This window comes from Parasutterella secunda (genome assembly GCF_016901835.1).
GTDB lineage: Bacteria > Pseudomonadota > Gammaproteobacteria > Burkholderiales > Burkholderiaceae_F > Aphodousia > Aphodousia faecavium.
On record NZ_JACJKX010000002.1, the window covers coordinates 80,823 to 106,249 of the forward strand.

At 49.0% G+C, this 25,427-nt stretch carries 19 protein-coding genes and 2 tRNA genes; 13 read left to right on the plus strand and 8 right to left on the minus strand.

Annotated elements, in window-relative coordinates:
* Nucleotides 1–73: 73 nt before the first annotated feature.
* Nucleotides 74–2,341, plus strand: coding sequence for a RelA/SpoT family protein (locus H5985_RS01725; protein ID WP_205049598.1), 2,268 nt, complete (start codon nt 74–76; stop codon nt 2,339–2,341).
* A gap of 59 nt (nt 2,342–2,400) precedes the next feature.
* Here the strand turns inward: H5985_RS01725 and H5985_RS01730 are convergent, their stop codons facing one another.
* Nucleotides 2,401–3,732, minus strand: coding sequence for an MATE family efflux transporter (locus tag H5985_RS01730; RefSeq protein WP_205049599.1), 1,332 nt, complete (start codon nt 3,730–3,732; stop codon nt 2,401–2,403).
* A gap of 158 nt (nt 3,733–3,890) precedes the next feature.
* On the opposite strand from H5985_RS01730, the gene H5985_RS01735 reads away from it, so the two are divergent.
* From H5985_RS01735 to H5985_RS01765, 7 genes are all read left to right on the plus strand, one after another.
* Nucleotides 3,891–5,234: a sodium-dependent transporter gene (locus H5985_RS01735; RefSeq protein WP_205049600.1), complete on the plus strand. Its 1,344-nt coding sequence runs from the start codon at nt 3,891–3,893 to the stop codon at nt 5,232–5,234.
* Between the two features lie 73 nt (nt 5,235–5,307).
* Nucleotides 5,308–6,642: a sodium-dependent transporter gene (locus tag H5985_RS01740; RefSeq protein ID WP_205049601.1), complete on the plus strand. Its 1,335-nt coding sequence runs from the start codon at nt 5,308–5,310 to the stop codon at nt 6,640–6,642.
* Nucleotides 6,643–6,944: 302 nt separating this feature from the next.
* On the plus strand, nt 6,945–7,931 hold the full coding sequence (locus H5985_RS01745; protein ID WP_205049602.1) for an ABC transporter substrate-binding protein: 987 nt from the start codon (nt 6,945–6,947) through the stop codon (nt 7,929–7,931).
* 54 nt (nt 7,932–7,985) lie between these two features.
* Nucleotides 7,986–8,867 (plus strand): ABC transporter permease, encoded by an 882-nt coding sequence (locus H5985_RS01750; protein ID WP_205049603.1) that lies wholly within the window; start codon nt 7,986–7,988, stop codon nt 8,865–8,867.
* Nucleotides 8,868–8,885: 18 nt separating this feature from the next.
* Complete coding sequence (locus H5985_RS01755; protein ID WP_205049604.1) at nt 8,886–9,674, plus strand: ATP-binding cassette domain-containing protein; 789 nt, start codon at nt 8,886–8,888, stop codon at nt 9,672–9,674.
* Nucleotides 9,675–9,831: 157 nt separating this feature from the next.
* On the plus strand, nt 9,832–11,175 hold the full coding sequence (locus tag H5985_RS01760; RefSeq protein ID WP_205049605.1) for a sodium-dependent transporter: 1,344 nt from the start codon (nt 9,832–9,834) through the stop codon (nt 11,173–11,175).
* A 149-nt stretch (nt 11,176–11,324) separates the two neighbouring features.
* On the plus strand, nt 11,325–12,653 hold the full coding sequence (locus H5985_RS01765) for a sodium-dependent transporter (protein ID WP_205049606.1): 1,329 nt from the start codon (nt 11,325–11,327) through the stop codon (nt 12,651–12,653).
* An 87-nt stretch (nt 12,654–12,740) separates the two neighbouring features.
* Here the strand turns inward: H5985_RS01765 and H5985_RS01770 are convergent.
* The 3 genes from H5985_RS01770 to greB form a co-directional block, all read right to left on the minus strand.
* A tRNA-Glu gene (locus tag H5985_RS01770) sits at nt 12,741–12,816 on the minus strand.
* A gap of 12 nt (nt 12,817–12,828) precedes the next feature.
* Nucleotides 12,829–12,904, minus strand: a tRNA-Ala gene (locus H5985_RS01775).
* Between the two features lie 64 nt (nt 12,905–12,968).
* Complete coding sequence (gene greB, locus H5985_RS01780; RefSeq protein ID WP_205049607.1) at nt 12,969–13,496, minus strand: transcription elongation factor GreB; 528 nt, start codon at nt 13,494–13,496, stop codon at nt 12,969–12,971.
* A gap of 135 nt (nt 13,497–13,631) precedes the next feature.
* On the opposite strand from greB, the gene H5985_RS01785 reads away from it, so the two are divergent.
* The 4 genes from H5985_RS01785 to H5985_RS01800 all read left to right on the plus strand — a co-directional run bounded on the left by H5985_RS01785 (nt 13,632) and on the right by H5985_RS01800 (nt 17,743).
* Nucleotides 13,632–14,141 (plus strand): glycine zipper 2TM domain-containing protein, encoded by a 510-nt coding sequence (locus H5985_RS01785; RefSeq protein ID WP_205049608.1) that lies wholly within the window; start codon nt 13,632–13,634, stop codon nt 14,139–14,141.
* A gap of 22 nt (nt 14,142–14,163) precedes the next feature.
* Entirely contained in the window at nt 14,164–14,643 is a 480-nt protein-coding gene (locus tag H5985_RS01790) for a hypothetical protein (protein WP_205049609.1), read from the plus strand.
* 159 nt (nt 14,644–14,802) lie between these two features.
* Nucleotides 14,803–15,420 (plus strand): outer membrane lipoprotein carrier protein LolA, encoded by a 618-nt coding sequence (locus tag H5985_RS01795; protein ID WP_205049610.1) that lies wholly within the window; start codon nt 14,803–14,805, stop codon nt 15,418–15,420.
* A complete protein-coding gene (locus tag H5985_RS01800; protein WP_205049611.1) occupies nt 15,407–17,743 on the plus strand; it encodes an MMPL family transporter in 2,337 nt (778 codons plus the stop codon). Before H5985_RS01795 ends, H5985_RS01800 begins: the two co-directional genes overlap by 14 nt.
* Nucleotides 17,744–18,481: 738 nt before the next feature.
* Here the strand turns inward: H5985_RS01800 and H5985_RS01805 are convergent.
* The 4 genes from H5985_RS01805 to H5985_RS01820 form a co-directional block, all read right to left on the minus strand.
* Nucleotides 18,482–19,816 (minus strand): anaerobic C4-dicarboxylate transporter family protein, encoded by a 1,335-nt coding sequence (locus tag H5985_RS01805; protein WP_338124944.1) that lies wholly within the window; start codon nt 19,814–19,816, stop codon nt 18,482–18,484.
* A gap of 179 nt (nt 19,817–19,995) precedes the next feature.
* A complete protein-coding gene (locus H5985_RS01810; protein WP_205049613.1) occupies nt 19,996–21,396 on the minus strand; it encodes an aspartate ammonia-lyase in 1,401 nt (466 codons plus the stop codon).
* A gap of 195 nt (nt 21,397–21,591) precedes the next feature.
* On the minus strand, nt 21,592–22,398 hold the full coding sequence (locus H5985_RS01815) for a fumarate reductase iron-sulfur subunit (protein ID WP_205049614.1): 807 nt from the start codon (nt 22,396–22,398) through the stop codon (nt 21,592–21,594).
* Nucleotides 22,399–22,412: 14 nt separating this feature from the next.
* A complete protein-coding gene (locus H5985_RS01820; RefSeq protein WP_205049615.1) occupies nt 22,413–24,398 on the minus strand; it encodes a fumarate reductase flavoprotein subunit in 1,986 nt (661 codons plus the stop codon).
* Between the two features lie 651 nt (nt 24,399–25,049).
* Between H5985_RS01820 and H5985_RS01825 the strand changes: the two genes are divergently transcribed.
* Complete coding sequence (locus tag H5985_RS01825; protein WP_205049616.1) at nt 25,050–25,427, plus strand: RidA family protein; 378 nt, start codon at nt 25,050–25,052, stop codon at nt 25,425–25,427.

The window sequence follows — 25,427 nt, forward strand, 5'->3', positions numbered from 1 at the left end:
TCTGAACTTCTGCTTGCCGCGTATCAATAGGCAAACTATTGCGGGCAGAGGCGAGTCAACAAAGAGGTGCTGTATGGTACCCAGATACTTACAAACCGGGACAACCGATATTCTCGCCTCGATTCGTCAATCCGTTCTCAAAGGCGAATCGAAACCTGTACAACCGCCCGCTCCCAAAGACGATCAGACAGAGTTGCCTTTGATAACTGCTCCCAAAAAAGCAGTAATCGCCACGGCAGCCTCCTTAATCGATATCTGTTCGAAATACATGAGCTCGGCTGATATCGAAAGAATCAAAGAAGCCTACCGCTACGCAGATGATGCCCATTTGGGACAATTTCGTAAATCCGGCGAACCGTATATTACCCACCCGATTGCGGTGGCGAGCATTCTTGCCGAGTGGCACTTAGACTGCGCCGCTATCCAAGCCGGCCTCATGCACGATGTGCTCGAAGACACCGGCCACTCGAAAAACGAGATGGCCAAAAAGTTCGGCATCGTCACCGCTGAAATTGTCGACGGAGTCTCCAAGCTCGATAAACTGAAATTCTCCTCAAACGAAATTGCCCAGGCTGAAAGCTTTAAAAAGATGCTTTTAGCCATGAGTAAAGACGTTCGTGTGATTCTCGTGAAGCTTGCCGACCGCCTTCATAATCTCAGAACGTTGGGGGTGATGCGCCCTGAAAAACGCCGCCGCATTGCGAAAGAAACGCTTGATATCTATGTGCCAATGGCTCACCACCTGGGTATTAACCACGCTTTTCGTGAACTGCAGGATCTGTGTCTGCAGAATTATTACCCGTTGCGCTATGAAGTACTTTACAAAGAGCTCGTAGCTGCGCGCATTAACCGCCGCCCGGCACTCGAAGAAATTCTCAACGACACCAAGCGCATGCTCGAGCGTGCCAATATTAAAGGCCGAGTGCTGGGTCGAGAGAAGACCTGTTACGGTATCTACAACCAGATGCGAATCAAGAAGCTTTCCTTCTCGGAAGTGTTCGATCTTTACGGTTTCCGCGTGATCGTCACCACCCGTGAAGACTGCTACCGCACGCTGGGCGCCCTGCATATGATGTACAAACCCGTGCAGTCGCGCTTTAAAGACTTTATCGCCATTCCGAAAAGTAACGGCTACCAGGGCCTTCATACCACGGTGATCGGCCCTCAGGGAACACCTGTTGAATTTCAGATCCGTACTGAAAAAATGAATGATATCGCCGAACAAGGCATTCTCACTCACTGGCTCAACCGTGGCAGTGAAAGCGATATTCAGACCCTTACCCATGCCTGGTTGCAGTCGCTTTTGGATCTTCAGCAAAAGTCTTCGGACACGAGCGAATTTTACGAAAACATCAAAGCCGACCTCTTCCCGGATCGAATTTATGTTTTCACACCGAAAGGCAAAATTATCTCTTTGCCTCAGGATTCCACTGCCATTGACTTTGCCTATCAGATTCACTCTGACGTGGGCAATCACATCCGTGAGTGCCGTATTAACGGTCAGGTTTGCGACATCAACACGAAACTGTCTAACGGCGATATGGTGGAAATCGCTACAAGTTCCTTATCGCATCCCGATCCCCGTTGGTTGGGTTTTGTCAAAAGCGGTAAAGCTCGTGCCGAAGTCAGACAGTATTTACGCTCTCTTGACTTTGACAGCGCGGTCAAAATCGGCCGTAAAGTGCTCGAGGAAGAAGCCCCGAAAGTGCATCTGGCACTCGATGAGCTGCCCGATGACATCTGGTATGCGGTGATCAAGGAACAAGGCGTAGACTCACGGGCTTCGCTTTTTGAATTGGTCGGCGCCGGCAAGGCCAGCCACGTGGTAGTGCTGCATCGACTGTTGTCCCTTTTTGAAGAAAAAGAAGAACTCGGACAGGAAAAAGGCGATATCGAAGTACTCGTTAACGGCAAACGCCAAGAAGCTCAGATTGCCCGTTGCTGTCATCCGGTCTGGGGTGACGAGATCTGCGTCTTCGAACGAGCCGGTCACGGCATCACCGTGCATCGAGCCAGCTGTGTCCACGCTCAGCAAGGACGCAACAACAATGCTGAACGATGGGAAGATGCCCGTTGGGCAGACAATTCCGGCCACCATTTCACCGTTCCTATCGATATTAAAGTCAATGATATCCGCCCGGCTATTTTGCAAGCGACTCAGGCGGTCGCCCAGGAGGGTTCGTCCATTGTCGGAATGAATATTCCGGACGATCTCAATGACCCCCAGCTGCAGCTTTTGGTTCAGGTCGACAACCGCATTCAATTAATGCGTGTCATGAGAAGCTTAAAGCAAGTGACCAACGTTAAAGACGTCAAACGGCGCTTTGAATCGTCATTCTGATCTCACGATCAACCTACTCTCGGCAAGTTCCTTCGTTGAGAAACTTGCCGATTTTGTATTCATGCAATTTGAGCGCGCCAACGAGCGTTTTTCCAGAAGTACCACACCAGTACACCCAAAACAAAATAGTAGAAACTGTCAGCTGTCCAAACCCAAGCGACTTCAGTCGTTATTCGGGAAACGATAAGAGCATAGAACATGTATGTTACTGATGCGATGATGGATACAATCATGGATTCTCGCGTAGAACCTAAATAGCCAAAAACAGAAAAATAGTGAATAGCCGGCACGCACAAAAGATAACCCAGCAACATCACTCGAATTGAAGCAACACTGGCTTGGGAAAGTTCCCCAATATCGGTAAAGAGCGCCAGCACCGGTTCGGGATAAAAACCTATCAACACACAACAGGGAATGGTCACACAAAAAGAAAGCACAAAACCGCGCTTCATCATGAGATCGATTTCACCAGAGCGATTTTCTCCCAGTAAATTGGCTCCGATTGCTCCGCAGGTTGCCCCGAATGCATGGACAATAATGAAGAGCAGATTGGATACGGAACGCACAATATTGCTGACGGCCAACGCTCTTTCACCCATGTGCTCCACCCAGACAAAAAAGAGCAGCCACGTTGTCATAATGACCGCTTCCTGCAGCATCATCCAGCGTCCGAGCTTAAAGAGCAGAATTTGAAGCTTACGATCAAAACCGCTCCAGCGAAAAAGATCGAATTGATGATGAAGGTCGTACTTAAAAACGTAGACAAAGAAAAATAACACTGCCGCCATTTCTGCCAACGTTGAAGCAATAGCTGCCCCGGCGATTCCCATCGCAGGAATGGGCCCCATTCCGAAAATCAGAATGTAATTGAGTACACAATTAACGAGCACCATCGCTATCGAGGAATAGGTTAAAACTCGGGGCCTTAAAATCGACATAAAAAAGCCGCGAAAAAGAATCGCCCCCATGGCAAAAACGATACCGATCGTGCGCCAGAAGAAATAGTCCTGAGCTTGCTCTCTGACTTCGTAGGAATACACCAAAAGAGAGAACAAAGGCCGCATTGAAAATGGTAATGCCAAAAGGATGAGTAACGAAAAAATCAGCAGAAACACAGCGCTTTGTCGAAAAATGTTTCCCACTTCAGACGCTTTTTTCGCTCCGTTTGCTTCACCCATCAGCGATTGGGAGGCAATGCTATAACCAAAGGCGATCATCGTTAAAAGATAAAAGCCGATACCGCCGATGGCTGCTGCACCCACACTCACCTCACTGACTCGCCCTAAAAAGATAATGTCTGTCAGTCCGATGATCTGTTCCAAAATAAGGCTCATGAGCATCGGAATGGAAAGCTTAAAAATGGTTCCGGAATCTGTAGAAATTTCGCGCATCGCTCAATCTGAAAAATATGTCTGCTTGTCGTCGGCATTCTAATGTTTTTTTCTCTTGAACTATCCAAGTAGTCAAAAACGCTTAGAGTAAATTTCGTTTAAGCAGCTCTCTTCTCTAGAATGTATGGCTCTATCTCCCTCAGAAATTAAGAGACAAAATGGCTTCAGAAAATACAATTGCCGATACCGTATGGAGTTCCCGTTTAGGCTTCATCTTAGCATCGGCCAGTTCCGCAATCGGTCTGGGTGCGATTTGGAAATTCCCCTTTTGGGCCGGCACAAACGGCGGTGCCGCTTTCATTGTTCCCTTTTTAATTTTCACTTTCACCATTGGCATTGTATTGGTCATGGCCGAGTGCGCCATGGGGCGAGCCGGACGAGGTTCTGCCGTTCATGCCTTAAAACGCGTGGGTGGTCCGGTCTTCGGTATTGTCGGGGGTATAGCCGTTTTAAATGCCTACATTATTTTGACGTACTACTCGGTGATCGGCGGCTGGTGCGTCTCCTACATGGCCGACTCCTTTATCGGTAATGTCGTTAACGGTGACCCGAAAATCCTCTCTAATCACTTTAACGCTTTGGTTTCCAACGGCACTGTCAACGTCTTTTTCATGTTCCTATACCTGACAGCCACCTGTGCTGTCGTGGCTTTGGGTGTCGAAAAAGGGATTGAAAAAGTAGCCAAGTACCTGATGCCTCTGCTTTTTGTTCTGATGATTTTCATCATTATCCGCTCTCTTATGATGCCCGGCTCTTGGGAAGGCATGCAATTTCTTTTCTCCTTTAATTGGGAACAGGTCAGCGGCGCAACCATCTTAAATGCCATGGGCTTTACCTTCTTCTCGCTCTCGCTCGGTGCCGGCATCATGGTGACTTACGGCTCTTATTTGAGTTCGCACACGGATATCCCCGGCTCTTCCGTTTGGGTAGCCTTTTTATCCACACAAGCGGCACTTTTAGCGGGCGTAATGATTATTCCGGCTGTTTTTGCCTTCGGCATGGATCCGGCTGCCGGCACCGGTCTGGTGTTTATCACCATTCCGATGATTTTTGAACATATGCCGTTAGCCGATGTGTTAGCCGCTGCGTTTTACGTCTGTCTTTTTATCGCCGCGATCACGAGTTCGGTCTCACTGCTTGAAGTGGTTGTAGCCTATCTCATCAATGAGTGGGGCATGAGAAGACGCTCGGCCACCGCTCTTTGTTGGATTACCCTTTTCATTCTTGCAAGCATCCAAGCCCTCTCGTTTAGCTCACTGTCTTGGGTGGAATTCAACGGCATGTCGCTATTTGATTTCTCCGATTACGTCTGCTCGAATATTCTGATGCCGTTGGGTGGGTTAAGCATCGCCTTACTCGCAGGTTGGAAAGCCTGGCCGGTTATGAAAGAGCAAATGCTTGCCATTCGTCCCCACTCCGTTTTCACAATCGGTTGGATTCGATTGACCATCTCTGTGTTGGCACCAGCCCTCGTCATTGTTGTTTTGATTTCGGGCATTTAGGCTAAAATAGAGAAAATTCTCGGAAGCGCCCGCGCCACCGTTGACGGGCGCTTGATTTTTTTGGGTTGGTTTTATGAGTAATCGTTCTACATGGGGATCCCGCTTAGGCTTTGTTCTGGCCAGTGCAGGCGCGGCCGTAGGATTAGGTGCCATTTGGAAATTTCCTTACCTTGTGGGTTCCAATGGAGGTTCGGCTTTCCTCTTCCCCTTTATTGTCCTGACGTTCACCATCGGTTTGGTGTTGTTAATCGCAGAATTGACGGTCGGTCGGGCAGGTGCAGGTTGTATCGTCACCGCATTCAGAAAGCTCGGGGGTAAGGGCTGGGGTTACGCAGGTTACCTGGGTGTAATCACCGGTTTTTTAATCCTCAGTTTTTATTCGGCGATCGGGGGTTGGACGATTGCGTACTTTGTCAACGCCTGTCTGGGCTCCGGCCTTGTTTCTGATCAAGCACAACTGGGCGCCCATTTTGCCGCCATATCCGGTGACCCGGTGCTAGCTATCGGGTATCAGGCTCTCTTTTTAATCATTACCGCCTGGGTAGTGGCCTACGGTGTGAGTAGCGGCATCGAGAGACTGTCCAAAGTGCTCATGCCCCTACTTTTCATCTTGATGCTCATCATCATTGTGCGTTCCCTTTTCTTGCCCGGAGCCTTTCAGGGAATTGAATACCTCTTTAGCTGGAATCCGGAAGCGTTCACTTTTGATGCACTCTTATCCACCATGGGCTTTACCTTTTTCTCGCTTTGTTTGGGTAGCGGTTGCATGCTCACTTACGGCAGCTACCTTGACAGCAAAGTCGATTTAATCGGTTCTTCGGCTTGGATTGCTTTTTTAACCATCGTGAGCTCTGTTTTGGGCGCACTCATGGTGATGCCTTCGGTTTTTGCTTTCGGCTTGGATCCGAGCGCCGGACCGGGTCTGACCTTTGTCACGATGCCGGCTATTTTTGCCCAGATGCCCTTCGGCAATTTATTTGCCATCTCGTTTTATGCCTGTCTGTTGGTTGCGGCCATCACCAGTTCCGTTTCCATGCTCGAAATTGACGTTGCCTTTTTGCACGATGAATGGAAATGGAGCCGCCCCAAGGCTGTCGTTGTGACCACCGTCGCTTTAATGATTGTGGGCTCTTTCAGTGCGTTGTCTTTCGGACCGCTCGCTGATCACAAGTGGTTGGGCAAAACGTTCTTTGACTGGATTGACTACCTCACGAGTAACATCAGTTTGCCTATCGGAGGGTTGATGATTGCCGTACTCTCGAGTTGGCTTGCCTGGCCGAAAGTCAAACCTTTTATTGCCGGTGATCAGTCGCACCTGCACAGCGAAAGCACCTATACCGTGTTGAGATGGAGCATCGCCATTTTTGCCCCCATCCTCGTTATTACTGTCTTACTCTCCGGCATTTAATCTGTGGGTGTTGACCGGCGTTTTCACCGGTCAACACCCGAATTCTCTCCAATTATTAACACATTAAGGTTTTCCCTTAACAGAGCGTCCTGACTACACAAACCTGCGTAGCCTCACGGGATTTAAAAAAAGAAGCTTCTTTCTTTCGTGTTAACATGATTCAATGCAGTCACCTTATAAAGGGTGGTTGACTGCGCCTGAAAGCCGACTCGTCGGCTTACCGTAAAAATCGGACGGTGCTCCCTTTCTCCTTTTTTCGCATTAATCGCACCGGATCGAACCTAAAACAAAGGATAGGCATCATGAAAATCAGGAAAACTGCTTTGGCTGCTTTCGCAGCGGCCGCTCTCTTTGCTTTGAGCGGTTGTGGAGAAGAAAAAAGCGCTCCGTCGGCTCAGACAAATGGCTCCGTAACCGTGGGACTCGTCCAACTTGTTGAGCATCCGGCTCTTGATGAAGCCAACCGAGGCATTGTAGATGCCCTCAAAGATCGAAAGCTCAATGTTCAAATTGATCAACAAAATGCTCAGGCTGACCAATCCAATCTCGGTAATATTGCCCAGCGTTTTGTCAGTCAAAAGTATCCCCTGATTTTCGCGATTGCCACGCCTGCGGCTCAGATTGTCGCCAACGCCACGGATAAAACCCCGATTGTTGCCACGGCCGTGACGGATTTTGAAGTGGCTAAATTGGTTAAATCCAATCAAAAACCGGACACCAACGTAACGGGGTCTTCCGATCTCAATCCTGTGGCCGAACAGGTTCGACTGATGCTCGAAATCATCCCTTCTGCCAAACGAATCGGGACAATCTACAATAGCTCCGAGATTAACTCACAATTTCAGGCTCAGATTCTTAAAAATGAGCTTCAGAAACGAAATCTTGAACTGGTTGAATTCACCGTTTCATCGGTCAATGATGTTCAGCAGACCGCCCAAAGCATGATCGGAAAAGTCGATGTCATTTACGTACCGACTGACAACATCATTGCCTCGGCCATGCCTATTCTCACTAAGATCACAAGCGCAGCGAAAATCGGCGTGATTGTCGGTGAAGAAGGCTTGCTCAAAGGAGGCGGACTGGCGACGGTCGGTGTGAATTACTACAACTTGGGTCGAATCGCCGGCGAAATGGGGGCTGATATTCTTGAGGGGAAATCTCAACCGCAGACGATGCCCATTCGTTATCAGACGGAATTCAAATCGAAGATCAACATCAATGTTGCTGAACAATTAGGGATTACCATTCCGACCTCTGTCAGTCAAAACGCGGAATTGGTTCGTTATTAACGCTTTGGAGAGTTTCGCCCCGCGGGTCCACCCTTCGGGGCGAATGTCCTGTAAATGATTGATATTTTGATACCCACCGTTGCGCAAGGTCTTTTATGGGCTCTGTTAGCTTTAGGTGTCTACATTACATTTCGTGTCTTAGACATTGCCGACCTTTCAGTTGAAGGCAGCTTCCCACTCGGGGCTGCCGTCGCCGCGACGGCTTTGGTAAACGGACACGGTCTGATCGTTGCCTTTTTCCTGGCTGCTCTGGCCGGAGCTCTGGCCGGCATAGTGACCGGATTCTTTACTACAAAACTGCGTATTCCTGCTCTTTTAGCAGGCATTCTGACCATGATCGGTTTGTACTCGGTCAATCTTCATGTCATGGGTAAAGCCAATGTCGCCTTGCTGCGTATCGACACCATTTTCACCTATGCGGAATCTTTCGGCCTGAATACGTCTTTAGCCATGCTCACCGTCGGTATCGTGGCGGCGGTGTTTATCGGCTGCACCATGTACTGGTTCTTCGGTACTGAATTAGGCACCGCCATTCGTGCCACCGGCTGTAACGATCAAATGGCGCGGGCTCAAGGGGTCAATACCAATCGAATGATTGTGTTGGGGCTTCTGATCAGCAATGCGCTCGTTGCCCTGTCCGGCGCCTTAGTCGCTCAATCTAACGGTTTTGCTGATGTCGGCATGGGAACAGGCACCATCGTGATCGGCTTGGCTTCCGTCATCATCGGTGAAGTCCTCTTTGGAACAAGAAGTTTTAAAAATTGTCTGATTTCGGTCATTTTGGGCTCAATCGTTTACCGGTTGGTGATCGCCCTTGTGTTGCAACTCGGTATGCCTCCCAATGATCTGAAGCTTTTTACGGCTCTACTGGTTGCCGTAGCACTGTCCATGCCTTTAATTCGAGAAAAGATGCGTAAGCGTCAAACCCGATCGTAGTCACTTCCGGAGAAAAACGTGCTCATTATTGACAATATTCATAAAACCTTTTTTCCGGGCAGTGTGAACGAAAAGCGTGCCCTTCAAGGCGTGAACCTGACCTTGCAAGACGGCGATTTTGTGACAGTTATCGGTTCAAACGGCGCCGGCAAATCAACCCTTTTAAATGCAGTTGCAGGTACCTTTTTTATCGATGAAGGCCGCATTGAGATCGACGGTGTGGATGTCACCCGAATGCCCGAACATGAACGTGCTCGATACATCGGCCGGGTATTTCAAGATCCCATGAAAGGGACGGCAGGCAAGATGATGATTGAGGAAAATCTGGCACTTGCGAGCTGGCGAGGCAAACGGCTCGGACTTCGTTGGAGTTTTCAGGCTCAACAAAGCGCTCAGTTTAAAGAAGCGCTCAAGGAATTGGACTTAGGGCTTGAAGATCGAATGAGTGCTCATGTCGGACTGCTCTCCGGCGGACAGCGACAAGCCGTGACACTGCTCATGGCCACATTGGTTAAACCCAAGTTACTGCTTCTGGATGAACACACGGCCGCCCTTGATCCCAAAACTGCTGAAAAAGTTTTGCAGTTGACCGAACGCCTCGTTAAAGCAAACCATTTAACCACTCTGATGATTACGCATAATATGCGTGATGCGCTCAGATTCGGCAATCGACTCATCATGATGCACCAGGGACGGATTGTTGTTGATGTAAAGGCAGAAGAAAAGGCTCATCTGGATGTACCCGATCTTTTAGCTTTATTTGAAAAGGGCGCAGGAGAAGTCTCTGACGAAATGCTTCTGTCTTAGCGGTAGGTACTTTCAGCTGTTTTTTCTGGGGAATTATTGTTGAAATTATCTTCTAAAATAAGTCGACAGTTTTAAATAAAAGCTTGATGGTTGTTTTTTCATTGACGGGTCTCCGGCTCAACCATCTCATGCTACGAACAAATAGAGAAACACACTCATGACTACATCTTCTGAACGTTCCGTCTGGGGAACAAGATTAGGTTTTATTCTGGCCAGTGCAGGCTCGGCGGTGGGCTTGGGCGCCATTTGGAAATTTCCTTACATGGCAGGCACCAACGGCGGCTCGGCATTCATCTTGCCCTACATCGTTTTGACAATTGCGATCGGCTTTGTCGTTTTAATGATTGAAATGGCCTTGGGTCGTGCTTCCCGCGGAGGAGCGGCCCACGCGCTCGGTCACTTCGGCGGTCCGTTTTGGGCCGTGATCGGAAAAATCAGTGTGTTGACGGGTTTTCTGATTTTGTCTTTTTATCAGGTGATCGGCGGTTGGTGCCTGAACTATTTATTCGATGCCTGCATCGGTAAAGGATTAATTACCGATACCTCTGCGCTCGGGACTTACTTTGACAGTTTCGTCACGAACGGTCCTCGGGCAATTTTCATGCAATTGGCATTTTTGGCACTCACAGCCGGCGTGATTCTCTTTGGGGTAGAAAAAGGCATTGAGAGAATTTCCAAACTTTTGATGCCAACGCTTTTCGTTCTGATGCTGTGCCTGATTGTTCGGGGATTAACCTTACCCGGAGCTTGGGACGGTTTTACTTTCATGTTCCGCTTCAATCCTGAAGCCTTCAACGGATCCTCTCTTTTAAACGCCTTGGGCTTTGCCTTCTTCTCGCTGTCTTTGGGCTCGGGCTCCATGATGAATTACGGCTCCTACCTCTCCGACAAGGTTAATTTACCGACATCGGTAGCATGGATATCGTTTTTAGCCGTGCTCGCTTCTATTTTGGGTGGTTTGATGATCATGCCGGCTGTGTTTGCTTTCCAATTAGACCCGGCAGCCGGTCCGGGTTTGACTTTTGTCACTATGCCTGCGGTGTTTGCCCAATTGCCCTTCGGTCAAGCCTTTGCTATCCTCTTTTACATCTGCTTGGTAGTGGCGGCATTAACCAGTGCCATCAGTATCCTGGAGATGAGCGTACAGTTTCTCGTTGACGAATACCATTTCTCACGAAAAAACAGTATCGCTGTTAATACAATTGTTTTATCCGTTTTGGGCATTATCTGCGCACTCAGTTTCGGAGCGCTGTCGGAATTCAAAATCGCAGGAAAAACATTCTTTGACCTGCTTGATTTTCTGACCAGCAACGTCGGCATGCCGATAGGAGCCATGGGTATTGCAATTGTCGGGGGCTATCTTGTTTGGCCGGTGATGAAAAAACAATTGACTCTCACCCACCCCATGAACGATAAAATTTTAGGCGTTACGCATTTCTTAATTCGATTTATTGTGCCCTGCGTCATTGTCATCATCGCAGGCGCAGGGCTTCTCGGTTAAATTCCTCACTCTTAAGGGAAGGAGCTGTGGCGCCTTCCCTCCGGCTGAGGAAGCTTCAGTATCGTTTTTTTCGAAAAATTAAGCTCTTTAATCGGAAAAAGTATTTTCAAATATAACGAGCTTGTATTAAAAACATAAAGGTATTCATTATGGCTTCTCGGGATTTATGGACCTCTCGTTTAGGCTTTATTCTTGCGAGCGCCGGTGCAGCTGTCGGTTTAGGTGCTATTTGGAAGTTTCCCTACATGGCGGGTACAAACGGCGGCTCGGCTTTCATTATTCCCTACATTCTCTTTTGCTTTACGCTCGGCATGTTTTTGTTGCTGGCCGAAATGGTTATCGGCCGTGCAGGGCGAGCAGCTTCCATCAACAGTATGATTCGTGTCGGACGCTCTAAATTCTGGGGAATTTTTGGCACGATCGGTATCGCCACCGGCTTTCTGATTTTGACCTTTTATTCAACAATCGGCGGCTGGTGTGTGGCCTACGCGGTTGACGCGGCCATGGGTAACGGCATCATCACCGATCTGTCTGAGCTCGGTACGCATTTCAACAACTTTGCCAGTGACCCCGTTCTCGGGATCTTCTATCAGATTGTGTTCATGGTGATGACGGCCGGTGTGGTCATCTTCGGTGTACAAGCCGGTATTGAACGACTGGCGAAATACCTGATGCCGACGCTTTTCATTTTGATGATTGTCTTGATTATCCGCGGGTTAACTTTGCCCGGAGCCTGGCAAGGCGTGGAATTCATGTTCAGTTTCAACTGGGAAGACTTCAACGCCGACTCATTGTTTAACGCCATGGGCTTTTGCTTCTTCTCCTTATCCGTCGGCGCCGGTACTTTGATCGTTTACGCCTCTTACCTATCTGAAGATGCCAACCTGCCCCATTCCACGGCCTGGGTAGCCTTTTTAGGGATTCTTGCCGCGCTTTTAGGCGGCCTGATGGTGATGCCTCCGGTATTTGCCTTCGGTCTGGAGCCGACCGCAGGTCCCGGTTTAACCTTTGTGACCATGCCGGCGGTTTTTGCTCACATGCCCTTCGGCGCCTTCTTTGCCGTACTCTTTTATGTGTGCCTGATCGTGGCTGCGATCACCAGTTCGGTGAGTATCTTTGAAGCGGTTGTAGCCGCTATGGGTGACTTACATATTTCGCGTCGTACGGCCGTTCCGGTTGCTTTCATCTCTATCATGGTGATCGGTGTATTCTGCACGATGTCTTTCGGGCCTCTGGCTGATTTCAAAATCTTCGGTAAAACCGTCTTCGATCTGCTTGACTACCTAACCAGTAACGTCGGTATGCCGCTGACGGCTTTGGGTCTGGCCATTATTTCTGCCTGGGTAAATTGGCCGGAAACCCGTAAACAATTGACCGTATCGTGTTCTCTATCACCGGCTATGCTGACTGCCATTCGATTGGGAATCGGGATTGTCTCTCCCATTGTGATTATCACGGTCGTGGCCAGAAGTATCTGACGAACATGACTGTCGGGGCCGCACAAGCGGCCCTTTTCGTTTCAGAAGGCAACAAAAAAGCAACCGATAAGGTTGCTCATGGAAAATTGGCGTCCCCACGGGGATTCGAACCCCGGTACCGACCGTGAAAGGGTCGTGTCCTAGGCCTCTAGACGATGGAGACGCAATCTAATTTTGGTGGAGGTAAGCGGATTCGAACCGCTGACCCCTTGCATGCCATGCAAGTGCTCTACCAACTGAGCTATACCCCCGAAAGAGAGAACGCATTGTATAGAGCCTTTAAAAAAAATGCAAGCCTTTTTCAAAAAAAAAAATTCAGCAATACTTCACTTCAACAATTTCCAGGTGTTGAAGACCGGACGGAGTGGGCAGCGCCACGGTATCGCCTTCATGAGCTTTTAAAAAGACCCGTGCAATCGGACTGATCCAACTGACATCCCCTACGCTAGCATCCGCTTCATCAATACCGACAATACGGATGGTGTGCTCTTCGCCCTTTTCGTCCTCATAGGTCACAGTCGCCCCGAAAAAGATCTGGTCCGTTGCAGGACGTGTGGCAGGATCGACGACCTCAGCCGTATCAATCCGTTTACTGAGAAAACGGATACGGCGATCAATTTCCCTTAATCGACGTTTACCGTAAAGGTAATCGCCGTTTTCACTTCTATCTCCATTACTGGCCGCCCAGGCAACAACATTGGCCATCTCGGGGCGTTCTACGCGAACCAAATGCTCGCGCTCATCGAGCATACGACGATAGCACTGAGGAGTCATATAGTTTTTTGTACCATGCGGCAAGGCAGGCAAACCTACCTCTTCATCGTCTTCATCTGTGGAGCTCATTGTCAGAATCCTTTCGGCAACGTGTCGACATCGTTACACTTTTTTCCAAACTTTGTATTTTAGCGCTTTGAAAAAACACCAGTAAAAGCTAATTTGCTGTAAAGTGAAAGCATGGGATTTATAGGATGCCTAAATATGAAGAAATTCGCTCTCGCTGCTGCTGTCGCCGCCTTGGTTCTGTCCGGTTGTGCCAATGATGGTCGTTACTATCGCTCGGACACTTATCAAGCAAGCGGCGTCAATCAAGCTCAACAAGTTAGAACTGTAGAAATTCTCGCTATCGGCACCGCACGAGTGGCCGTATCCAATTCCGATAACCGCTCTGATGCGAAAGCCATCGGCACGATTATCGGAGCGATTGCCGGTGCTGCCATCGGCAGTCATAACAATCACGATACCACTTCCCGTGTTTTGGGTGGTTTAGCCGGCGGTGCAGTTGGTAATATTGCCGGCGGCGCAGTAGCCGGTGATCGCACCAGCTACGTCGACGGTGTACAACTGACTTTCCGCTACAACAATAAGCTCTATAACTCTGCTCAAGTCGGTCGCATCTGTGAATTTAAACCGGGATTGGCCGTGATGATTTCCACAACGCCGACAGAAACTCGTATCCAACCGAATAATCCCGGCGGATGCGGTCAATAACGCCCGTTAAGGAGAGTCTCAGATGCTTAAATATTCTTTGATCGCAATAGCGTCAGCCGCCGTCATGATGCCGAGCGCTCAGGCTCAGGTGGGCTCCATGTCAATGGATGAGCAAATTGCCAGAATCCATCAGGCAGAATTGGAAATTCAGGCCCTGGATGCTGCCAAGGAACAGGAGCGTTTGGCCGCGGAAAAAAAGGCTGCTGACATTAAAAAACGCGCTGACCAAGCTCGGGCGAAGGCGCTTGCTGCTCAGCAAAAAGCCAAAGCAGATCGTCAGAAGAAACTTCAGGCCTACGATGATCAAGCTCGTGAATTGGAACTGGAATCCAAGCGTTTGGACATTGAGTTGAAAAAAGCCAAGCTTGACCTTGAAAAGAAGATGATCGAAGCCAAAGCAAATCGTGCCGATGAATTTGTTCAGGCCGATTTGGATGCTGCACGTGCCAAAGTGCAAAGTCTTCAACAACAATCTGATTCTCTGAAGTCCTCTGCGCCTTAAAGTGTACAAAACGCTCTTTAACCAACCTGATGCGCCGTAAGGAGTATCGGGTTGGTTTGTGCTTTTTGTTGTCTGCCTAGGCCTCTTAAAATGCTTTGGGGACCAAATTCGCCTTATCGTCGATTACAATAGAGGCGACATTGCTACCCGGATTACTCAATGACCTTCAGACTCTTACCCTCACAGTTTTTATCTGCTGCGGCTTCATTGGCTGTTGCGACTTCTGTGTGGGCTTCTCCCATGGATATCGCCGAACGTTTAGATGTGGCACCGGTCATTGAAGGTCATTTTGTTCAGACAGAAAAACTGGTCTTAATTCCCCAGCCCTTTCAGTGTGAAGGTTTTTTCATTTTCTGGAAAAACGACGTTTTACTTTGGAAAACAAAATTTCCGGTCGCCACCACTTCCCTTTATAACGACAAAACTTTTAAAACCTACATTCACCTGAACGGTAAACGAATTGAAAATTCCTCTGCATCGGTCACCAACGTTGTCAATCGCATCTTATGGGGATTGCTCTCAACCGATATCACGGCTCTGGAATTGGATTTTCAAATTTTCACTCAGAATAATGAAAACGGTTGGCGAATGGACTTTTTCCCTAAAAGTAATATGACCGGCAGTATTGTCAAGCATATTTCAGTAACCGGCAACCGAATCCCGGAAAGAATTGTTGTCGAGAACTTTTCCAATGACATCACGACTCTCGTGATCAGCGACATCAAACTTTCGGAAACCTCTTCAAGCCGCCAGGAGAATGAACTTGCGAATCCGTAAAATCATTCTCGCCTCCTGGCAAGTGCTTGCCGTGACCTGGGTCCTGATGTTGGTTTTGTCCCTAGGCTTTACCACACACTTTCTGTTAAAAAACGGGCTTGATTACGATCAGACTCACTTGTATCCGATCAGTGTCGTGGATGATGCGCACACTGCGGCCCAAAAAAATCTTTCGCCATTTGCCAATTACCGACTGCTTTTCATGGTCGGATTTCCAGAGTACACGGCTCATTCCTTTGATGACAATGTTTTAAAAATCAAAGGCCAGTGGCACGTACCGCCAAGTCTGAAAAAGGTCAACTGGGAAGGGCTGGAAATCAATGAGTATTTTTCCTTTTATCGACTCATTTCCAACCGACTAATGAATTTGGTTGACCAGCATACGGTGGCGGCCTCTTCCGATGATGAATTATTGGCTCGCGCCCTGGAAAGTCTCACCGGCGTCGGTCAGCCCAGCCTTATTCCGAAAGCTGATGACCCTCTCGGTTTTTTCGATCGATGGGCTAAAAAACGACTTCCCAAAAGCACTGTGGTTTCCAGCGGTGATACGCTCAAACTTTATGCCGACAATCGCGTCTGGGCTATTTTCGTTTATGAAGTTCCTGAAGATCTCAAAGGACTGTCACCCTTCGAACTCAATAATTGCATTGAAGAGTTAAAACAACTCAGTCAGGAGATTGCACCGGAGGCAAAAGTCCTCATTCACGGCAAACCCTATGTGAGCGTTTCCGTGGCGCACACGCACATGCTCGAGCTGTCCGGCATTGCCATGTTCATCATCATTTTTCTGGGCGGATTGATTCGCCGTTGGTCACCCTCGAACCGTTTTCCGACACTGGTTGTTTTCAGCGTGCTTTCCAGCTACGTAGCCGGCTTTTCAACCGTTATCTTTTTATTCGGAACGGTCTCCCTTTGGACCATCGTCTGCGCATCGGCATTAACGGGATTTGTTGTCATGTTGGTGGGCTATTTCCTACTGGAACACCGATACTACTCGTTATTGTCCCCTGTCACAGTTTTCGATCGGATTTTAAAGCCGCTGCTGTGGATTATTTTCATTATATCCATCGCCTTGTTACTGCTTTACCTGGTACCGTTGCCCTCGGTCAGACAGATGTCCGTTTTCATGGCAAGCGGTCTTATCGGCTGTGCAATTACCCTTATTTTAATTTTCCCGAGTTTTAATCCCGGTCCGATTGCTGAAAGTGATTTCAGTAAAAAAATGCTCTCTTTCAGCCATTATTTCCCCCGATTTTCTCTAAAACACTGGCAAGAAAAGCCAACCGATTACTCTGCCATCGGTATTACGGTGGCCGTTATTTTGCTCTCAGGCTACATGCAGCTGAATTTTTCTCAAAACATTCAGCATATGACCTATATCTCCGAAGAGCTCAGAGATGAAGAAAATCAGGTTCAACAGCTTCTGAGTCTACCCAGTACAGACAAGTTTTTCATTGTGACCGCCTCTTCCGAGCAAGACGTTTTAATGACGGAGGAAGCACTGCGGTTAGGATTTGTTCAACGTGGGATGAACCAGACAGAAATGACCACTACATGCATTTCCAAATGGTTCCCCTCCTACACTCGTCAACACGATGTCGAAACGCTACGTGAAGCGATGTTTGAACGAATCCGTGAGCCGCTGTCTGAGATTTTGGGTTATTCGCTGCAAAAACCACACCCGGTGCAATTAGATGTCACTTTTGAAGATTGGCTCAATTCTCCCTCTTCACGATCGGTCCGCCATCTCTGGCTCGATGTTCCTCAGGGTTACAGCTCCATCGTTCAAGTGGCCGGGATGACCGAGAATCAGATGGAAGCACTTTATGATTTGGCCGATCATTTAGCCGGCGTGACTTTCGTGGATATTACGGGTGATGCCAAAAACTTTTTGGATCAGTACCGATTCATATTCGTTGGCATCTTTATCTTGGCTGTCGTCTGCTCTTTCACCGTCAGTCTTTTTCACTACGGCTTGCGCTCTTGGCGCATTGTTGTACCGTCATTGCTCGGTGTGGCCAGTACCGTTTCACTATCGGCTTGGTTTAGCATGCCCTTTACGCTTTTTACCGCCATGTCCATGGTTTTGGTCTATGGTATAGGCATTGCCATTGCGCTTTTGTACTACACCAATGAGGAAAACGAAGACTTAAGTTTCAGTCTTTGTACTTTCGCTTTCTTATCCGTGAGTTTTTCATTCTGTTTCATCGGTTTGAGTTCAACTCCGGCTATTCAAACCTTGGGACTAACCACTGCATTCGGTGTATTAAGTACAGGTATTTTGATCCTTTTGGTCAGACCTCAACCCAAACTTCATCACTAATTCAATACTGATGTTCTGCGATACCGAATGGCCGTTATTAGGCTAATTAAGAGTGTTTTGACGATTTTTGCCTATCCCGATTCATAGACTCATTATTTCCGTCCGCATCCCCGTTTATCTCACTTAAACGTCCGCTACAAAATTCCAAATATTTATCTAAAAAATACCTAATAAGCCTCTGCGATAAGAAGTTGCTAAGCTGAATATGTTTTTGCGCTTCGTTAAACGCATCCTCATCGCAAAATTTAACTGTTATGACTCCGTCAAGTGGCTTTGCGACATAAGGCACTCGCCGCTTGTCAGCGCCTCGCTTTATTCCACGACCACTTGAGCTCGTAATTTCCAAGAAGTACCTATCTTTCAATATAAAACGTTTTCCCCATTTTTTAAACACGTTTTTTCAGTTTTGTTGGACGGCTATTTTGAATTAACGAACAAATATTTCGGGATTTTGCACATGACTGAAAGCCATGCTTCAGATCGGAAATACAATTATTAAAAACGATTGCTCTGAAGTTTCGAAGATGGCTCGCGGGATCATTGTCTGAAAGGTCATAGCCCATTAACCACAGACACAGATTGAGACGCCTTATTTCAGAATGATAAACAAGCAAACTACTCGAAGACTAAATCTCGGGATTCTTCAGTCGCGAAAACGGCAAGTTACCGAAGCAACTTGCCGTTTTGATTTTTTACTAGGTACTCAAGTACCTAATCTGCTTTCAGCTAATGTTCTGATTAGAACACGGCGCAAGCGGCAAAGCCGAACACCACGCTGAAGACAATGGCCAACACGCCAGGGAGGAAGAACGCGTGGTTGAACACGAACTTACCAATGCGGGTTGTACCGGTGTCGTCCATCTGAACAGCGCCCAACAACGTCGGGTACGTCGGGAGAACGAACAAAGCAGACACAGCAGCGAACGTGGCGACCAACATGTAGGAATCACCAGGGTTAGCAGCCGTGATACCCAAAGCCGTAACCACAGCCGGCGTAATGGCCTTAGCGGTAGCAGCTTGGCTATACAACAACATAGCAGCGAAGAAGAAGATCACAGCCAACAAAGCGGGGTTTTGAGCCACAGTGGTGGACGAGAATTCAGTGATTTCCTTCGTGTGACCGGCGACGAACGTGTTACCGAGCCAGGCAACGCCCAACACGCACACGCAAGCGACCATACCGCTCTTGAAGACGGAGCAGCTGGCAACTTCGTCAACCTTGATCTTGCACATAACTGTGATCAAGGTACCGATCGTCAACATGATGCCCATAATGGCAGCGTCACGGCCGACGATAACCGGAGAGACGATACCGACAGCCGGAGAAATGGCGGAGGCATACAACACCACAGCGATAACGCCGACCAAGAAGATCCAAACAGACTTCTTAGCAGAAGCGGAGATTTCGCGATGGGTAGCGCCTTGCGGAGCCTTCACGAGGCCCTTAGCCAAACGATCCTTGTAAACCGGGTCGGAGTTCAAGTCCATGTTTTGGATCAAGGTCATGACAAAAGCCGTCACCATGCAGCCAGCGAACGTCGTCACAATCCAGATACCGAGCAAGGTCGGGTAGCTCCAGCCGAACGGTTCCAAAACGCCAGTCATGTAAATAACGGCAGCAGACACCGGAGAAGCCGTAATAGCGATCTGGGAAGAGACCACAGCGATGGACAACGGGCAAACAGGCTTAATGCCTTGTTCCTTAGCCACTTCAACGATAACCGGGATCATGGAGAAAGCCGTGTGACCCGTACCGGCGAAAATCGTCAAAACATAGGTGACGATCGGAGCCAAGTAGTTGATGTGCTTCGGATTGCTACGAAGAATGTTTTCAGCGATTTGAACCAAGTAGTCGAGACCGCCAGCCAACTGCATAGCAGAAATAGCAGCGATCACGGACATGATGATCAAGATCACATCCCAGGGAATCGCACCCGGCGTCATGCCGCAAACGAGACCCAAAACCAGCACGCCGACACCGCCGGCGTAACCGATACCAATGCCACCCAAGCGAACACCAATGAAGATGAACGCCAAGAGGACAATAATTTGAAGAATTAACATCAGATCCATATTACCCCCAAAACCGGAGTAGTTATTATCTTTTTTATTTTCTAGAACAGAGAAGGAAATCCCCTAACCGATCTAGAACCCACTCACATTGGCGACGGATAAATCCGCCGCCAACATGACTGAGAGAACTTTACCCCGTAGCAAAAAATTTCACTACGGAGTTTTCCCTAGGTTCAAAATTACATTTCGAACTTCGGAGCGATCAAGTTTTGCAAATTGAAAACCTTGTCCCATTCTTCTTGCGTCATCAACTTACGTTCTTCAACGATGAGTTGATGCAAGGTCTTACCAGTGTGGTAACCTTCGTGGGCGATTTCAGAGCAGGTCTTGTAACCGAAGTGCGGCTTCAAGATCGTGATGATGCCCAAGGAACCCATCACCAAGTCCTTGCAGCGTTCGACGTTGGCGGTGATACCGTCAATGCACTTCGTACGCATGCCGTTCATGGCGTTGGTCATGACCTTCATACCGAAGAACAAAGCCCACGTGATCGGCGGTTCCATCACGTTCAATTCGAGTTGGCCGGCAGAAGCAGCCAACATGACCGTGGTGTCCAAACCGATAGCGATGAAGCTAGCTTGGTTCATAGCTTCCAATTCAACCGGATTGACCTTACCCGGCATGATAGAAGAACCCGGTTGCATTTGCGGGAGGTTCACTTCTTGGAAGCCGCAACGCGGACCAGAAGCGAGCAAGCGCAAGTCGTTGCAAACCTTCGTCAACTTAACGGCCAAGCTCTTCATGGCGCTGGACAAAGCAACATAGCTACCGCAGTCAGAGGTAGCAGCGATCAAATCTTCGCTGTTGCGCATCGGCAAGCCAGTCAATTCAGCCAAGTACTTGACAGCCAAGGCCGGATAATCCGGGTGAGCCGTCACGGTCGTACCAATAGCCGTAGCACCGAGGTTCACGACATAAAGATGTTCTTGAGCATCCTTAATCGTCTTGATTTCATCGGCGATCGTGAAGCCCCAGCCGTGGAATTCTTGACCCAAGGTCATCGGCACAGCGTCTTGCAAGTGCGTACGACCCATCTTCAAAACGGACTTGAATTCTTCGGACTTCTTGTAGAAAGAAGCGACGAGGTCTTCAACAGCCTTCAACATCACATTGCTGCGGAGCAACAAGGCAACGTGGAAAGCGGTCGGGTACGTGTCGTTGGTGGATTGACCGAAGTTAGCGTGGTCGTTCGGAGAAACCAAAGCGTAGTCACCCTTCTTGGAACCCAACTTTTCAGCGGCCAAGTTGCAGATGACTTCATTGCAGTTCATGTTCGTGGACGTACCGGCACCACCTTGGACCCAGTCGGTCACGAATTGATCATGGTACTTGCCAGCGATCAATTGGTCGCAGGCCCAGATCAAAGCGTCAGCAACGTTGGCCGGGATCGTGCCGAGTTCCTTGTTGGCCATAGCAGCAGCCTTCTTCACATAGGCAAAGCCGATGATGAAGAACGGTTCTTGAGCCATGGACATTTCCGTCACATGGAAGTTTTCCTTGCCACGAAGGGTTTGCACACCATAGTAGCAATCATCAGGAATTTCCTTGCCACCAAGGAAGTCATATTCAATACGAGACATGTTTATTTTGCTCCTCGTTAAATCAATTAAGGAAGGCGTCTTTGAGGCGTCTCCGTTCTAAAAACTACGTGATGTCAATCGATGACCCGGTCAAGGGCATCGTCGGTCTATTGACCTCCCGTAGGGTTTCAAAACCCTCAATCGGGAGCGAAGCACTGTTGCCAATCCTTCACTCCCTTTTTCAAGTTTTGAGAATTACTTCACGACCTTGATAGGAATAGCCTTCTTCGGGGTCGGCAAAACCTTATCATAGCCGCGGATACCTTGTTCAGCCATCTTACGACGGATGAAGGCAATTTGAGTCTTCAACGGCAACTGCTTCGGGCAGAAGTCGTGGCAAGCCAACAAGGACATGCAACCGAACACACCGCTGTCGTCACCGATCACTTCATAGTAGTCGGCGTCGTTACGATGGTCGCGCGGGTCGAGACGGAAGCGGGCGATCTTGTTGATAGCCACGCCGCCGGCGAAGTCCGGGCGCATACGGACCGTACCGCAACCGGCGATACAGCAACCGCATTCCACGCAACGGTCCAAGAGGTAAATATCTTCGGCCAATTGCGGATCCATCGGTTCTTCCTTGCGGCAGATATCGACTTCTTCTTCCTTCAAGTGAACCCAGGTTTCCATGCGTTCACTCATATTGCGCATCCACTTACCGGTGTTGACGGACAAGTCGCCGATCAATTCGAAGGCCGGCAACGGAGCCAACGTGAATTCCGTCGGCAAGTCACGGGTCAACGTACGGCAAGCCAAACCCGGCTTACCATTGATCATCATGGCGCAGGAACCGCAAATACCGGCACGGCACACGAAGTCAAATTGCAAAGTAGGATCTTGCTTTTCGCGAATTTCATTCAACGCGATGAACAAGGTCATCGAATCAGATTCTTCCAAATCAAACGTCTGCATGTGCGGCACGCTAGCCGGATCAGCAGGGTTGTAGCGCAAGATGCTGATCTTGAGCAGACGATGTTGTTTTTGGGTATTGTTTTCAGCCATTTTTCGTCAGCTCCTTAGGCCAAGGGTTCGTCAATACGTTCGTTCTTACCTTGCAAGCGCTTCGGCAAGAGGTGAGCGTACGGCATCAAAGCGTTTTGGATAGCGAAACGATCGGCGCCTTCGGCTTCCATCTTCGCACGGATTTCATCGACTTCAGCTTGACGCTTGGCCGTATCCGGGTGATCGATGTAATTCTTGGCACCGTAACCACGCCAGCCCGGGGGCAATTCCATCTTGTTGACGTCGAGTTCTTCGTAAGAGAGCGTCGGCAACGTGTCGTTTTCGTCCTTCCAGGCAGCCAACGTGCGCTTGAGCCACTTGCTGTCGTCACGAACCGGGTAGTCTTCACGGAAGTGAGCACCACGAGATTCCGTACGGGCGGAAGCACCGCAAGCAATCGTCAAGGCCAAACGCAACATCTTTTGCGTACGATAGACATAGGTCAATTCGGTGTTAGCACCGAGTTGAGACTTACAAGCAGAATTGAAGGAGCGCTTGTACAGATCTTCCAATTCGCTCACAGCGCTTTCCATATCAGCACCGCGACGGAAAATACCGATCTTGGAAGTCATGATGTCTTGCATACGGGCACGCAACTTGGCCGGGTCTTCCGTACCATGACCGTCGCAGAAGCGATCAAGCTTGGCTTGTTCGCGCTTGATGAAGTCATAGACGATAGACGTCGGAATATCGATGACGTTTTCAGGCTTTTCACAGAAGTCGGCGATGTATTCGCCAACCAACATACCGGCCACAACCGTTTCAGCCACAGAGTTACCGCCCAAGCGGTTGAAACCGTGCATATCCCAGCAGGCGCATTCGCCGGCGGCGAACAAGCCCTTCAATTGACGGCTTTCACCCGTGTAGTTCGTGCGGATACCACCCATCGTGTAGTGCTGAGCAGGACGCACAGGGATCCATTCCTTCACCGGGTCAACACCCAAGAAGTAGTGGCAGATTTCATACACTTCGCGGAGGTTGTGTTTGATGTGATGTTCGCCCAACAAGGTGATGTCCAACCAGATGTGTTCACCGAAGCGGCTCTTCACACCCTTACCTTGAGCGATACGTTCTTCCATACGACGGCTCACGACGTCACGGGAAGCCAATTCTTTCTTTTCAGGTTCCACATCCGGCATGAAGCGGTGACCATCAACGTCACGCAACAAACCACCGTCACCACGGCAGCCTTCCGTCACAAGAATACCGGCCGGGAAAATACCGGTCGGGTGGAACTGAACGGCTTCCATGTTACCCAACGTGGCAACACCGGTTTCCAAAGCCAAGGAGTGACCCGTACCTTCGCAGATCACAGCGTTCGTGGTCACACGGAACAAGCGACCGGCACCACCGGCGGCGATAGCCGTAGCCTTAGAAACGTAAGCCATCAATTCGCCCGTGATCAAATCACGGACAACAGCACCGTAGCAACGCTTGCCATCATGAATCAAAGCGATGGCTTCAACACGTTCCACAACAGGAATGTGTTCGGCGATCACACGATCGCTCACAGCGTTCAACATGGCATGACCCGTGCCATCGGACACGAAGCAAGTACGCCACTTCTTCGTACCACCGAAGTCACGTTGACCGATCAAGCCGGCGGCTTCTTTACGTTCGGTAATGGTCACGCGTTCGCCGTTGATGATCACTTGACGATCACCCGGGGTAATACGGCTCCAGGGCACGCCCCAAGCAGCCAATTCACGAACAGCCTTCGGAGAGGTATTCACGAACAAACGGGCAACGTCTTGATCGCAGCCCCAGTCGGAACCCTTAACCGTATCGGCAAAGTGGACGTCTTCGTTATCGCCCAAACCTTTAATCACATTACCCAAAGATGCTTGCATACCACCTTGAGCGGCCTTCGAGTGAGAGCGCTTGGGCGGCACCAGCGACAAGATGATGGTGTCTTGACCGCGACGCTTGGCAGCAACTGCCATACGCAAACCAGCCAAGCCGGCACCAACCACCAGCACGTCGGTGTAGATGATTTTCATAATTACTTGGTCTCCTTGATCCAAGAGGGCCACCGGTTGAGTTTTCTCTAAAACCTAACCGGCAGGGGTCTTCTTAAAAAGGTTCCCCTCGTTCGTCTCAACCGTTACTACCGAACCGTCCACCTCGGGAAACCCAAGAGAATGCTCATTCTCTCTCACCGACAGCATTCACATCTGCAAATACCCTCGGCACATTTGAAGGGGACAGGTTCTCACGTGTTAAGCACGGACAAATACTGGGCCGAAACCGCCTGTCACAAGTTGTCAATTTGCAACAGGATCCACTGTGGAGTCAGCCGTAACAAAAATAGGTCCGATCTTTAAGCACAACAGAACGTCTCGGTCATACTCAGAAGCCCGAAACGAAATAATGCTTAAAGACTAAACATATCTTTCTCCATTCGTGTTCCTGAACGTCAGCGGCTCAAAAACACCCGAAAACGGGTTGCAGTTTAGAGAGCAACGTACAAGACACCCATTGGGATTAACCCGAAGTTTACACCAAACTATAAAAACACGTAGAACGTTCACACTGTCCGAAATCAATTTCCCAAAACTTTTTGACAAAAAACAGTACCTCTTCAAACGACTTAACACAGTTTGCAAACGCTAAAATAAAGGTCACCGCTAACTATTTATTAGGAGAACATCATGACTCATGAAATCATTCATACCGATAAGGCCCCTGCTGCAATCGGCCCTTACTCTCAAGCCACCAAGGGCTGCGCCAATCTTTTCACCTCGGGTCAATTGGGCATTAACCCTGCTACCGGTGAATTACCTGAAGATTTCACCGAACAGGCTCGTCAGGCTTTTGAAAACGTCAAAGCTATCGTAGAAGCCGCCGGCGGCACAATGGATAACGTCATGAAGATCACGATCTTTTTAACAGACATGGCCAATTTCCCCGCTGTCAATACAGTCATGCAGCAATACTGCCGCGCTCCCTACCCGGCTCGCAGCTGCTTTGCCGTTGCTGCTTTACCTAAGGGCGGCGCCGTTGAAGTTGAAGCGATCGCCAGCGTCTAA